The organism is Streptomyces sp. iso_384 (assembly GCF_056172905.1).
Genome location: NZ_JBWBTT010000001.1, coordinates 1,528,370 through 1,542,143 on the forward strand (window position 1 = coordinate 1,528,370; position 13,774 = coordinate 1,542,143).

8 protein-coding genes are annotated in these 13,774 nt (G+C 74.4%); 1 reads left to right on the forward strand and 7 read right to left on the reverse strand.

Going from position 1 to position 13,774, the window contains the following annotated elements:
• Position 1: 1 nt before the first annotated feature.
• On the reverse strand, positions 2 to 3,292 hold the full coding sequence (locus AC0VY3_RS06795) for an FtsX-like permease family protein (RefSeq protein ID WP_475549207.1): 3,291 nt from the start codon (positions 3,290 to 3,292) through the stop codon (positions 2 to 4).
• A 233-nt stretch (positions 3,293 to 3,525) separates the two neighbouring features.
• Positions 3,526 to 3,930, reverse strand: a complete 405-nt coding sequence (locus AC0VY3_RS06800) for a globin (protein ID WP_030077640.1) — start codon at positions 3,928 to 3,930, stop codon at positions 3,526 to 3,528.
• 120 nt (positions 3,931 to 4,050) lie between these two features.
• On the opposite strand from AC0VY3_RS06800, the gene AC0VY3_RS06805 reads away from it, so the two are divergent.
• A complete protein-coding gene (locus tag AC0VY3_RS06805) occupies positions 4,051 to 5,118 on the forward strand; it encodes a methyltransferase domain-containing protein (protein WP_475549208.1) in 1,068 nt (355 codons plus the stop codon).
• Positions 5,119 to 5,155: 37 nt separating this feature from the next.
• On the opposite strand, the gene AC0VY3_RS06810 is transcribed toward AC0VY3_RS06805, so the two are convergent.
• From AC0VY3_RS06810 to AC0VY3_RS06830, 5 genes are all read right to left on the reverse strand, one after another.
• Positions 5,156 to 6,556, reverse strand: coding sequence for an FHA domain-containing protein (locus AC0VY3_RS06810; protein ID WP_475549209.1), 1,401 nt, complete (start codon positions 6,554 to 6,556; stop codon positions 5,156 to 5,158).
• A gap of 97 nt (positions 6,557 to 6,653) precedes the next feature.
• Positions 6,654 to 8,015, reverse strand: a complete 1,362-nt coding sequence (locus AC0VY3_RS06815) for a vWA domain-containing protein (RefSeq protein ID WP_103508804.1) — start codon at positions 8,013 to 8,015, stop codon at positions 6,654 to 6,656.
• Between the two features lie 19 nt (positions 8,016 to 8,034).
• Complete coding sequence (locus AC0VY3_RS06820) at positions 8,035 to 9,498, reverse strand: protein phosphatase 2C domain-containing protein (RefSeq protein WP_475549210.1); 1,464 nt, start codon at positions 9,496 to 9,498, stop codon at positions 8,035 to 8,037.
• A gap of 2 nt (positions 9,499 to 9,500) precedes the next feature.
• Positions 9,501 to 12,401, reverse strand: coding sequence for a serine/threonine-protein kinase (locus AC0VY3_RS06825; protein ID WP_475549211.1), 2,901 nt, complete (start codon positions 12,399 to 12,401; stop codon positions 9,501 to 9,503).
• On the reverse strand, positions 12,398 to 13,759 hold the full coding sequence (locus AC0VY3_RS06830; protein WP_103507254.1) for a hypothetical protein: 1,362 nt from the start codon (positions 13,757 to 13,759) through the stop codon (positions 12,398 to 12,400). Before AC0VY3_RS06830 ends, AC0VY3_RS06825 begins: the two co-directional genes overlap by 4 nt.
• Between the last annotated feature and the right edge of the window lie 15 nt (positions 13,760 to 13,774).

Below are 13,774 nucleotides of genomic sequence, written 5' to 3' on the forward strand. Positions count from 1 at the left end.
ATCAGTGGTCCCCCTGGTGGCGCAGCGAGACCGCCGGGTCCCCGCGGCGCAGCGCCATCGTCGCGACGATCACGAGCGGCAGGGCGGCGACCCCGGCCAGCAGCGCCGCGACCTGCCCGGCGGGCAGGTCGACCAGCACCGGTGGAACGGGCCGGTTCGCCTGCCCGGTCAGCACGATCAGCGGGACGACGGCCCGGGTCAGCACCGTGCCGATGCCGAGCCCGATCAGCAGTGCGAGGGCGATCAGCACCCCCTGTTCGGCGGCGATCATGCGGGCCAGCTGGCGGCGCGGAGCACCGAGCGCCCGCAACACACCGAGTTCGGCGGACCGTTCGCGCCGGGACCCGGAGGCGCTGACCGCGAAGCCGACCGCCGCCAGCGCGGCGGCGACCACCGCGACGGCCGGCAGCGCCGCCTGCGGTCCCGCCCCCAGCGGATCGTCGACCAGCTGCTGGGCGGCCTCCGCGCGGACCAGCACCTGGGCCGGGTCGGTGTCCGGCAGGGCGCGCAGGGCGGCGGCCGCCTTCGCGGCGTCACCCGGGGCGGTGCTCAGCCACCATTCGCTCGCCTCGATCGTGGCGGTCGGCCGGTGGGCCAGGACCTCGGTGACGGCCTTGAGGTCCAGCAGCAGCGCGCCGCCGCGCGTCGCCGGGTCGGCGGTCCCGGACAACTCGGCGGCCTCGGTGGTCGGCAGCCGGCGCACCGACTCCGCCAGGGTCACCCGGATGGTGTTCCCGGCCAGGGTGACGTCGATCTCGTCGCCCAGCTTCGCGTCGGTGCTCTTCAGATAGGCGTCCGTGGCGACGGCCTTGACCGCCGTGGCCTTCGGCCGGGCGGCGGTGATCCGCAGGAGGCCGCTGGTCAGCTCCCAGGTGTCCTCGCTGTTGGTACCGGTGTCGTAGGTGAAGTCCGGCAGGCCCGACGTGCCGTTGCGGACCGGCGGTCTGCCCGGCCGGCCCTCACCGAACTCGGTGAGCGTCATGGCCGCGTCCCAGCGCACCGATCCGCTCGCCGGCACCGGGAGCTCGGCGCCGGAGCCGGTGACCACCCGGACGTCGCTCACCGAGACCCGGCGCTGCTGCGCGTGGCCGTACGGCGCTTCGCCGTCCACCTCGATGCCGGTCACGGCCAGACCGCCCGTCGCCGACACCGGTACGGACACGGCGACCGGGCGGCCGTTCAGGGGCACGGGACCGGCCAGGGCCCGGTAGGGGAGGCCGTAGCGGTCCTCCAGGAGCACGGTGACGACCGGTGGCGCCGTGCCCGTGTCCGCGACGGCCCCGGAGCCCTTCGACGGCACCGTGGCGATCCGCACGTCCAGCTTCAGCCGGGTGCTGTCCTTCGGGAGTACGAGCCCGGGGCGCGCGGCCCGCTCCGGGGCGATGGTCTCGAACACCCGGCGCGGGCTCTTGTCGGTGAGGTCGGAGCGCATCAGCATCCGCTCGTCCGCGTGGGCCGTGTCCAGGGCGAGCACCTCGGCCATCCGCCCGCCGGAGACCTCCACGTCCGCCCGGTAGGCGGGCGCCGCCTGCCGCACCCCGTCCAGGGCGCTGTAGGAGCCGGCCGTCGCCGCACCGCCGCCGTGCCCGCCCACCAGCCGGACCGAGGCGCCGGAGCCGAAGTCGGCCTGGTCGGACTGCGAGCGGTTCCAGGAGGCGCTCTGTCCGATCGCCAGCATGCCCATCGCGACCGACAGGACCAGCAGCAGCACCGGACCCGCCCCGCGCAGCGGGCGGCGGCTGAACTGCCAGCCCGCCAGGGCCGCGGGCAGCCCCCGGCCCTTGGCCGCACGCCGTTCGGCGAGCTTCGCGGCGGGCGGCAGCAGGCGCAGCGTGAGGACCGTTCCGGCGAGCAGCGCCAGCGCGGGGGCGGTGACCAGCAGGGGGTCGATGCCGAGGTTGCCCGTCCGGTCGCCGGTGAGCGCCCCGCTGCCGGACTGCCGGTCCAGCTGCCAGTACGCCACCGCCGCGATGAGCAGCAGCCCGAGGTCCGCGCCCGCCCGCACCGGACCGGGCAGCGCAGCGGCCCGGGACCTGCGGCCGCTCGCCCCGGCCGTCAGCGACGGGGCCACCACCGCCAGCGCACAGGCCAGCGCGACGGCCGCCGAGACCAGCCACACGGTCCCGGTCGAGGCCTCCCCGACCTTCAGCCCGATCCGGGACAGGGCGCTGCGCTCGGCCAGCAGCCCGGTCAGCGGCCCCGCGAGCAGCGGGGCGACCACCGCGGCGGGCACCGCGAGCAACAGCGCCTCGATCGCGGCGAACGAGGTGATCCGGCCCCGCGAACCGCCCCGGGCCCGCAGCAGTTCACGTTCCCCGTCGCGCTCGCTGTTCAGCAGCCGGGCCACCAGCAGCAGGGCGTACGCGGCGAGCAGCACCAGCTGCACCGCGACGATCATCAGCGTGGAACGGGAGACCAGCAGTGCCCGGTCGAGCTGGTCGAGCACGGTGGGCAGCGAGGTGCGCGCGGTGACACCGGACGCGAAGACCGGTGCGGCCGTCAGCGCCTTCGGGGCCTGTGCCGACGTATTCCGCAGCCCCTCCATGGAGCCGGTGGTCAGCGTGGCGAAGTCGGCGGCCGCCAGCCAGGAGGTCTCGCCCTCGCCGAGCGACCCGGAGGCGAGCACCGAGGGGTCGGTGAGCAGCGGACCGTACGTCGTGAACGCCAGCTTGCGCACCCCGCGCCCGCCGAGCGGATCCAGCTGCCAGTACGGGTCGGACCGGTCGGCGGCCTCGTAGACGCCGGTGACCAGGACCCGCTGCTTCTTGTCGCGCAGCCGGTCGGTGACGGTGAGCCGGGCGCCCGGCTTCAGCTTCAGGGCCTCGGCGGCGACGACGGGCAGCGCGACCTGGACGGGTCCGGCGCCGTCGGGGGCCGCGGGCGCCTTGCCCTCGGTGATCCGCACCCGGCCGCGGTCGAGGGCGGCGAAGTGGGTGAGGTCCGGCTCGCCGCGCCGGGCGGCCGGGTCCTGGAGGCTCCGCGGCAGTGCGTACGACCCCGAGCTCTCCAGCTTCCCCACGGTCACGGGCAGCCCGTCGAACGCGTCACGGGAGGCCTTGCGGACGGCGTCGTCGGCCTCCGTGCGCTTCTCGTGGTCCACCGAAGCGGAGACGACCAGGGCGGCGGACGCGGCCGATCCGTGGGTGAGCGTGTGACGCAGGGCCGCGTCGCCCACGGAACCGGAGAACGCGGTGAGCGCGGCCAGGACGGATGTGGTCAGCAGGACGGCGAGCACCGCCGCGGAGAGCAGAAGGCGATGAGCCCTCACCCGCAGAAGGACGAAACCCGTCACCTGATCCCCCAGCCCCGGAAACACCGCATGCGCACGCCCCCCGGCGTACCGGTGATGCTTTCAGAGGCAACAGGTTCTGGTAACCGCTTGCCCCCGCACCTTGATGCGATCGTGATCGTTATGCGGGGTTGGAACGCCGAATTCCGGAGTTGTCCGGTCACGGATCGTCGCGCAGCGGTCCGGAACGCGTCGGGCCGCGGCCCGGAACCGATCAGTCCGCGGCCCGGAACCGATCAGTCCGCGGTGTTCACCATCGAGGCGGCGGCGTACGTCAGGTAGTCCCACAACTGCCGCTCGTGCTCGGGAGCGAGCCCCAGCTCGTCCAGGGCGACCCGCATATGGCCGAGCCAGGCGTCATGCGCCGCCCGGTCCACCCGGAACGGCGCGTGCCGCATCCGCAGCCGCGGGTGCCCCCGGTGGTCGCTGTAGGTGCGCGGGCCGCCCCAGTACTGCATCAGGAACAGCGCGAACCGCTCCTCGGCCGGGCCCAGGTCCTCCTCCGGATACATCGGCCGCAGCAGCTCGTCGCCCGCCACGCCCTCGTAGAAGCGGTGGACCAGGCGCCGGAAGGTCGCCTCGCCGCCGACCTGCTCGTAGAAGGTCTGCTCCTGAAGCGTGTCGCGCGGAATCTCAGTCACCCGTCCATGGTCGCAGACGCACCGGCCGAGGACAGGGGTCCTAGGACCAAGGGCCGGGAACCTCCCGGTCCGCCGCTCGCCCGCGCGGCTCCGGCGCAGGACAGTGGAGAGATGGGAGACATGGCAGACGCGGGAGGCAGGGGAGACCCAGGAGACTCGGGTGCGCACCGGCAGGGCCCCTCCCCGCCCGTCCGCGACGGGCCCGCTCACGACGCGCCCGTCCGCGACGCCGAGGCGGACGCGGCGCGCGAGGCCCTGGTGCGGGAGATCGCCGCGCGGGGCGGATTCGCCGACCCCGCCTGGCGTACGGCCTTCGCCGAGGTGCCCCGCCATCTGTTCGTGCCGTTCTACTACGAGTACGGAATCGGCGGCTACGAACGCCTCTGGGGCGAGGACCCCGACCCCGGCCGGCGCTCCCGCTGGCTGCGCGGCGTGTACGCGGACGGGGCGCTGGCCACCCGGCTCAAGGACGGCGAACTCGTCTCGTCCTCCAGCCAGCCGTCCCTGATGGCCCTGATGCTCGACGCCCTCGACGTACGGGACGGGGACACGGTCCTGGAGATCGGCACCGGCCCCGGCTACAACGCGGCGCTGCTCGCCCACCGGCTCGGCGACGCCGCCGTGACCAGCGTCGATCTGGACCCGGAGATCACGGATTCGGCCCGCGCCCACCTCGCGGCGGCCGGATACCACCCGAGGGTGATCACCGGCGACGGGGCCCGGGGCTGCCCGCAGCGCGCCCCGTACGACCGGATCATCGCGACCTGCACCCTGCCGTCCGTACCGCAGAGCTGGCCGGAACAGTGCCGTCCGGGGGCGCGGATCCTCGCACCGCTCGCCACCGGCCTGGTCTCGCTCCAGGTCCGTGCGACGGCGCACGGACCGCGCGCCGAGGGGCACTTCCTGCACACCCCGGCGTACTTCGTGCCCCTGCGCGGGGCGCTCCCGCTGCCCGGCGGACTGCCGTATCTCGGCGGACTGCCGCGCCGGGTGGCCGGGGACGATCTCTTCCGCTTTCTCCTGACCCTGACCGCGGGCACCCTCGATCCGCACGAGGCCCTCTCGCTCTGGGAGCGCGAGGGGCGCCCGCAGCGGGAGAGGTACGGCATCACGGTCGGCCAGGGGCGGCAGTGGGCCTGGCTCGACGACCCGCAGGGCCCGTACACCTGGCCGCTCGCCACCGGGTGAGGCGGCGAGCGGCCATGGTGCCGGTGGCGGTGGGTGTTCAGTCCCGGCGGACCGTGATCGTCGTCCATGCCCCGACGTGCACCTGGTCGCCGTCCTGGAGAGGTACGGGGACGTAGGGCTGGATCGGGTCCTCGGCGCCGTTCAGCGTGGTGCCGTTGGTGGAGTTCTGGTCGACGACCGCCCATCCGCCGTCGGGCTGCTGCACCAGCACCGCGTGCTGGTGCGAGACGCCCGGGTCCTCCGGGGGCACCGACAGATCGACGTCGGGGGACTCGCCGGTGCTGTGCCGGCGGCGCCCGATGGTGACCTGGCTCCCGGTGAGCGGAAGCCGCTGCTCCGGGGAGTACGCGGGCAGGTTCAGCCCGGTCGCCTCGGGGCCGCTGCGCTGCATCATCGCGAGGAAGTACGCGCGGTCCGGGGCGATCACGGCGGTCCAGGAGGCGGACTGCTGGGGCCGGCCCTGGCCGGGCACCCCACCGTGCTGCTGACCCTGGTCATAGCCCTGGTCCTGCCCGTGCTGCTGACCCTGGTCATAGCCCTGGTCCTGCCCGTGCTGCTGCCGGCCCTGGTCATAGCCCTGACCCGGGTCCTGACCCTGCTGGCCCTGGTGGGGGCTCGGGGGCTGCTGGAACTGCTGGGGCGGCCGCGGCGGCTGGGCCTGCGAAGGAGGCGGCAGCATCCAGTCGTCCCCGCCGCCGGTGTGCCCCGACGGCTGCGGCGGCGCGAAGGGCGAGGCCTGCTGCGGCTCGAACGGCGAGCGCGTCGAGGGCGCGGCCTGCTGCTGAGCAGGCGGCTGGTGGCCCTGCTGCTGGAACGAGGGCGGCGGCGGAGGGCCCTGCTGCTGGAACGACGGCGGAGGCCCGCCCTGACCGCCGTTCCCGCCCTGACCGCCGTTTCCGTGCGGACCATTCTGCTCGGGAGCGAGCGGCTCGGCGGGGCGGTTCATCTGCGAGGGGCGCGAGCCCTGGTAGTCGAACGGGTCGCGCGGCTGCGGCGCACCGGGCGGACCGCCCTGGCCGCCAGGGCCGGGCTGGCCGCCGGGACCGCCCTGGCCACCGGGACCGCCCTGGCCGCCGGGGCTCTGCGCCTGGAATCCGGGCGGCAGGTTGAGGCCGGGCGGAGGGCTGCTGGGCGTGCCGTGCTGCGGGGCCAGCGGGGTGTACGAGGTCGCCGTGTTGGTGAGGAAGTTCCAGCGGCACTCCTCGCAGAACGGAGCCATCGCCTCACGCGGCGTACGGCACTGCGGGCAGAGCTCCGCCTGCATGGTGGGCCCGCCACCCTCGGAACCCTGCTGCGGGTAGCCGTAACCGGGGGCGGGCGGCGGCGGAGGAGGCGGGGGCACGGCACCCGCGGGTGCACCGCCGGTGGCCATGCGGTGTCCGCAGACCTCGCACCAGTCCTCGGAACCCGACTGGTGTCCGTTCGGGCAGGTCGGCATGTCGGCGCTTCCCCCTCTCCTCTTCCGGCCGCGGAGGCCGCATGCTGTCGATCGCGGCACCATGTCCGCGAGGTGATCGAGTGGTGATCGTGTGCTGCTACTTCTTGACGCGAACGGTCTTGGTCGAGCGCGTTTCGAGGGTCATCTCGTCCGCTTCCGCGACCTTCGCCTTCAGTCGCACAGTACCTGTCGCGGCATCGACGACGTCGACCACCTTCGAAAGCAGCTTCGCAGTGTCCTGGTTCCCGGACGCCGACGCCAGCTGCACCGCACGGCCCAGCTTCGCCGTCGCGCCGTCGAAGTCGCCCGACTTGCGTGCGTCCAGACCCTGCTGGATGACTTGTGCCAGTTCCGCCTGACCTGTGTAGTGCGCGACCTGCGGATTGATCGAGGTCGACGCCACCATGTCGTCCGTCCACACGGCCCGGACGAGCCCCTGCGACAAGGTCTGCGGGGCGCCCGCGCCCGAAGGGTCGGGCAGGATCAGCGAGACCCGGGCGGCCAGCATCTCCTGGCCGATCCCGGCCTCCGGCACCTGGACGCACACGTGGTAGTCGCGGGACTCGTCGCCCCAGGAACCGGTCGGATAGTCCCCGGCCCGGGGCCCCGCCTCGGTGCGCCGTCCGGTCAGGTCCGCGACGGTGGGCGCGACCTGCTTCACGAACCGGATCTCCACCCCCACCGGCGTCCAGAGCCGCAGCGCCACGTCCGCGACCTCCTTGCCCATGGCGTTCTCCATCATCCGCGTGAAGTCCGCGGCCAGGCCCGCCGGGTCGGCGACGATGTCGGCCGTGCCGAGGAGGGCGGCGGCGATGCCGGTGACCTCCTTCACCTCCCAGTCGGTGCCCACCCCGCGGGCGTCGCAGGTGAACCGGCCCGCGCAGGAGTCCAGGGCCGCGCGCAGATCCTCCGGCGACTCGTGCTCGTTGCGGCCGTCGGTCAGCAGGATGCCGTGCCGGATGGACACGTCCGCGGAGTTCAGCAGCCGGTCGGCCAGCCGCAGCCAGGTGCCGATCGCGGTGCCCCCGCCCGCGCTCAGCTTCCGCAGGGCGTCCTTGGCCTGGGCCTTCGTCTGCGCGTCGGCGACGGCCAGCCGCCCGTTGCCCGGATAGACGTCCTTGGCCACATGCGTCCCCGCGACCACCGCGAACCGGGTGCCCTCGCGCAGCGTGTCGATGGCCGCGGCCGTCGCGTCGCGGGCGTTGCGCATCTTCGTCGGCGGATAGTCCATCGAGCCGGAACAGTCGACCATCAGCACCACGGCCGCGTCAGGGGCCTGCCCCGGCCCGTACGCGGGCGAGGGCGCCGCACCCGCCAGCGGTATGCCGCCGGTGGTGCCGCCACCGGTCGAGGTGACGGTGACGATCGCGTTGACCTCGCGGCCGCCCTCGGGCAGGAACTCGTTCTGGTACACCTCGACGGAGAACTGCGGCACGTTCGACTTGGAGAAGTTGGCCATCTGGTCGGCTCCTTGAGGGTTAAGCGGTTTCGCAGGCCGATCCTGCCCCTTGGGGCCGTACGGCGAACGGCAGAAGTGCCACTGTTACGTTGTCGTGGCCCCCGCCGTCGAGCGCGTGTCCGACGAGCACCTGGGCGGCGTGCAGCGGTCGTTCCTGGGCGTCGGCCGGCACGGCGGCGGCCATCTCCTCGGCGGATTCCGCGTAGTTCCACAGGCCGTCCGTGCAGACGACCACCAGGCCGGGCCGGTCCGGCTTGAACGCGGCGGTGTGCGGCTCCAGTTCGTACGCGTCGGCGCCGAGCCAGCCGGTGATGGCGTGGGCGCGTTCGTCCGCGTACGCCTCCGCCTCGTTCATCAGGCCGGCCGCCACCATCTGCGCGGCCCAGGAGTCGTCCTCGGTGAGCCGGGCGGTCGGCCGGGTACGGTCCTCCGGCACCCAGTAGACCCGGCTGTCGCCGACCCAGCCGACGATCAGCAGCTCGCCCGCCGCGATCGCGCCGACCAGGGTGCAGGCCGGGGCGTTCTGATGGCGGTGGGCGTCGTGCTCCATCGCCCCGGAGGGCTCCTGCGCCAGGGCGTTGACCGCCTCGGACGCGGCGACGATCGCCTCGTGCATCGCCTGCTGCGGATGCGTACCGCGCGGCAGGGACTCCAGCAGCGCCTCGTTGGCGGCGCTTGCGGCGGCAGCGGAGGCCTCATCGGGCCGGCTCGCCGAGGAGACGCCGTCGCAGACGATCGCGACGACGGCGGGCGAACCGTCGGGCAGCGCGGTCGAGGACACCGCGAAGGAGTCCTCGTTGCGGTGGTGGCGCAGGCCCCGGTCGCTGACGGCGGCCACCGCGTCGAGCTCCTGCTCCATGTGGTCGCGCTCACGCGGCTGGGCGTGCCCGCAGTTCTCGCAGTATCCGTCGGGGTCCACCCGGCCGGAGCGGCAGGCCACACAGACCTTCGCCCCGGGGGCCGGAGCGGCGGCGGCCGCGGCGGCGTGCTCCGCCGTACGGGGATCGGGCGCGGCCAGCGCGAAGTCACCGGAATCCGCCGCGTCGCCCGGAACCGCCCGGTCGTCGTGGCGCACCGGCCCCGGCCCGGAGGCCTGTTCACCCACCGGCCCCGGCCCGTCCACCTGGCCCGGCCGGGCCGCCGCGCCCGGCTCGGATGCCTCGCCCTGCTCCGCCACCGGCTGACCGTGCTCCGGCTCCGCCAGCGGCCTGCCGCCCGAGTCCGTCCCCGGCAGGTCCGCCGGATGGTGCACGGGCGCGGGCACGTCCGAACTGTCGGTCTCCGCGGCGGCCGGCCACTGCACCGCCCCGGCGGCCGGAGCGGCCGGAGGCACGGTGATCGCCATCGTGGGCCGGTCGTCGGGGCGCGCCGGAACAGCCGAGAGGTCGTAGCCGCACGCCCCGCAGAACAGGTCGCCCGCGGCCGGCGGCTCAGCGCAGCCCGGGCACTTCGACAGGGCGGGCTGCTGGTGGCTCTGAGACATCTTCACACCCACGTCCGGGGGCGGAAACGGTTGGCCCGCTCCACCAGTTCGATCCTCTCGTCGCCCCGCTGCGCGAGCCGGGCGAGCATCCGGTACGAGCGCTCCAGCCCGAACCGCAGTCCCCGCTCGTTCAGTTCGGCGCCGAGCAGCTTGCGTGCGTCCGGCGAACCGGCGGCCGGTCCGCCCAGCCCCGGGACACCGGGACTACCGGAGAGTACCCAGTCCAGTGCCTTGCCCAGTACCTCGGTCGACAACTGCTCGTGGCGCACCGGGTCCAGACCGAAGGCGGCCAGCGCCGCCACCTGGATCCCGGCGGCCGTCAGATCGGTCAGCAGCGGCTCCCGGTGCGAACGCTCGCGCAGCCGCGCCCGGACGGCGGCGACCCGGGCCGCCGTGTAGTGGATCGAGGCCTCCGGCACCGACTCCAGGGTGCTCGCCGCCGCGGCCCGCTCCCCGGCGGCGACCTGCACCCGGGCCAGGCCGAACGCGGCGCTGACGAAACCCGGATCGGTCGCCCACACCAGGCGGTAGTACTCGGCGGCGTTGTCCAGCTGACCCAGCACCTCCGCGCAGATCCCGAGCGCCAGCTTGGGCGCCATCTCCCCGGGGAACGCGTCGTAGACCGCGTCGAAGGAGAGCGCGGCGGTCTCGTGGTCGCCGGTCACCAGCGAGGTGACGCCCCGATACCAGACGACCCGCCAGTCGTCCGCGTGTTCACCCTCCAGGGTGGTCAGCGCACGCGCGGCCGAATCCAGCTCCCGCATCTCCAGCCGGGCCCGCAGCTCCCGCAGCCGGGTCTCCAGCGAGGGGGCCGGCACCGTGTGCAGCGCGGTGATCAGCTCGGCCGGGGCGGAGGCCATCAGCCCGGCGAGGAAACCGGCGTTGGGGTCCATCGCGTCGACCCGGGGGACCGGCAGCGCCAGCGAGGTCGCCCGGGTGTCGAACAGGGCGAGCAGGACACCTCCGGCGGTCGCCCCGAAGGGGCCGTACGGGGCGGTCGCGACATACGGTCCGGCCGGGCCGCCCTGCGCCTGCTCCGCCGCCCGGGGCGCCGGAACCGGAACCTGCGCCGGGGGAGCGTACGCGAGCGGCGCGCCGCCCTGCGCGGAGCCCCGGACATGGGTCGGCGGCGCCGCCAGCGGCGCGGCACCCGCCGGACCCGCCGGACCCGCCGGACCTGCCGAACCCGCCGGACCTGCCGAACCCGCCGGACCTGCCGGTAGGCCGCCTGCCGGACCGGGCGGCTGAGCGCCCACCGGAAGCGCCCCGGCCACCGCGGTCGCCACGGCCCCCGGCGCGGCCGGTGCCGTACCGCCGTGGGGCTGCCAGGTGCCGCCCTGGCCCGGAACACCGGACGACGGGCGGCCACGGCCCTTGCGGCGGCCGAGCAGCCCGCCCCGCCCGGAGCCGGTGTCCCGGTCGCCGAGCTGCGAGACGTCGTCCGTCTGCCGGGCGAACAACTCCGTGTCGATCACGCGCAGTTCCGCGCCGAACAGCGTCGACAGGGCCGGGCGGGGCCGGCCCGTCTGGAGCGCCACGACCTCCCGCAGCACCCCCGTCAGCTGCTCGGCCATCTCCGCGGCGGAGGCGAACCGCCGGGCCGGGTCCGGGTCGGTGGCCCGCACCAGCAGCCGGTAGAACGACTCGTAGGTGCTGAACACCTCGATGGTGTCCGGGTCCGGCAGCGAGTCCACGAAGACGTTCGTGTACCCCTGGAAGTCGAAGGTGAGGACCGCCAGCGTCCGGGCCACCGTGTACAGATCGGAGGCGACCGACGGACCGACCTCCGCGACCTCGGGGGCCTGGTAGCCGACCGTGCCGTAGATCGCCGACTCGTCGTCGTCCATCCGGCGCACCGCGCCCATGTCGATCAGCTTGAGCTGGTCCTCGGTCTGGATCGCGTTGTCGACCTTGAAGTCGCAGTAGAGGAGGTTGCGGCTGTGCAGATGACCGAGCGCCTCCAGCGCCTCGATCCCGTACGCGCAGGCCTGCTCGACCGGCAGCGGGTCACGCTTCCCGGCCGGGGTGCGGCGCTCGTTGGCGATCTCCTTGAGAGCCTTGCCGCCGACGTACTCCATCACGATGTAGCCGTCGAGCGATCCGGTCCGCTGGTCCAGGTGCTCGACGAAGTTGTAGATCCGCACGATGTTGGAGTGCTCGATCTCGGCGAGGAAGCGGCGCTCGGAGATCGCGGCGGCCATCGCGTCCTGGTCGCCGGTGTCCAGCAGGCCCTTGAGGACCACCCAGCGGTCGGAGACCGCCCGGTCCACCGCGAGATACACCCAGCCGAGACCGCCGTGCGCCAGACAGCCCACGACCTCGTACTGGCCGTGCACGATGTCGCCGCCGGTCAGCTTCGGCACGAAGGAGTACGGGTGACCGCACTTGGTGCAGAACCCCTCGGTGCGGCCCTCCCGCTCACCGCGCGAACGGCCCACCGGAGCCCCGCAGTCCGAACGGGAGCAGAACCGCTTTCGCTCCGGCACCTCCGGGTTCTCCATCACCGCCGTGCGCGGGTCGGGCCGCGGCACGTCCGGGACCTCCACCAGGCCGACGCCGAGCCGGCCCCGGGCCGAGGTCGCCGACGTCGAGCCCGAGGAACGCACCGAGACCGAACGGGAGGCGGACGCGCCGGACAGCGAGCGCGACAGCCGGCCCGAGACCGAACGGCGCGAGGTCGACGAACGGGACGAGGACCGGGCGGAGGCGCGGGAGCCCGAGCGCTGCGAGGAGCTGTCCCGGCTGCTCGCCCGGCCGCCCCCGGCGACCCCGGTGGGCGGTGAGGAGACCATGCCCGTCGGCGAGACGACCGGCGCCAGACCGCAGGTGTCGCAGTACAGCTCACCGCCGCCCATGTCCTCGTAGTTCCCCTCGCACGCGGGGCGCTGGCACTGCGTACTCATCGTGTCTCCCCCTGCTGCTCGCCCGTGCCCGCGCCCGGCCGGTCCTGCGGTCCGTCGGGCCGGCGCGGCGTCAGCATGTCGGCGACCGCGTGCTGGTAGCGCAGCACGGCCTGCTCGGCGACGCGCAGATCGCACGGCGCGCTCCACAGCATCCGGCGCGCCGCGTCGTACCGCTCGATCAGCACCGGATCCTCCGCCAGGCCGTGCCGGGCCACCTTCGCCTTGTACGCGTCGAGCCGGCCGCGCAGCTCCGCGCGGACCGCCAGCGGGGCCGTCACCGAGGTCAGCGACTCGCGGGCGCGCAGCAGTTCGTCCTCGGCCTCCTGCTCCAGCGCCTCCAGCAGCGGCGAGAGCCGGTGCCACTGGGCGTGCCTGCGGTGGTCGGACGCGGCCGCCAGACGCTCCTGGAGGGCGGTCGGCGGACCGCTGACCGCGGGCACCTCCGAGGCGGCGATCTTCGCCAGCACCTCACCGCGCGCCGCCCGGGCCTCCGTCAGGGTGCGGTCGGCCCGCGAGAGCACGTCCCGCAGCCGCACCAGCCGCGCCTCCGCGTCCTGCCGGACCGCGAGCACCGCCTCGATCTCCCGCCGTACGTCTTCCAGGGCGCGGGCGGCCCGGTCGTAGCGCGAGGTGTCCGGGCGGCCGCCGCCGGGCGCGGCACTGCCCGGACCCGGCAGCCAGAACGCCAGCGGGTCGGAGATCACCTGCACCCGCAGCGTGGTCAGCTCCTCGGTGATCTCCGCCAGATCGTCCCCGGCCGGATGCTCACCGGGCCGTACCCCCACGGAGTGCGCCAGCGAACGCGTCCGGTGCAGCTCGGCCGCGAGCAGATCGATCCGGGCGGGCAGCGCCGACCAGACGGAGTCGGAGGCGACGACCATGTCCAGGGACCGGGCGTACAGCTCGTTCATCCGGGCGACCAGCTCCTGGAGCGAGAACCGCTCGGAGAGCCTGGCCGGGCCCGCGACCGAAGGCGGCGGCACGGCACTCGGGTTGGCGACGGTGACCGCCTCGCCCCGCAGCAGGTCGGTCAGGGCCACGAGGTCCTCGCGGTTCGGATGGCGGCGCCGCGCACGGATCTCCCGGGCCTCGGACAGAGCCCCCGCGTACGCGTCGAAATACCCCCACAGCAGGGTGATCGACTGTTCGGTCGTGGCCCAGCGCTCCCGGGTGAGGCCGGTCAGCTCGGCGCCCTCCAGGAGCCGGCGGCCGGCATGGTCCTGGAGCGCGAGGAGCGAGGTCTCGATGGCCTCGTGCTCCGCACCGAGCCGGGCCAGCGCACGGTCCGCCTCCTCCCGGTCCATGACCGGGCCGGGCGGCCTCCCCGCGAAGCTGGGGAAGGATCCCGCGACGCCCATCGATCACCTCTCCGC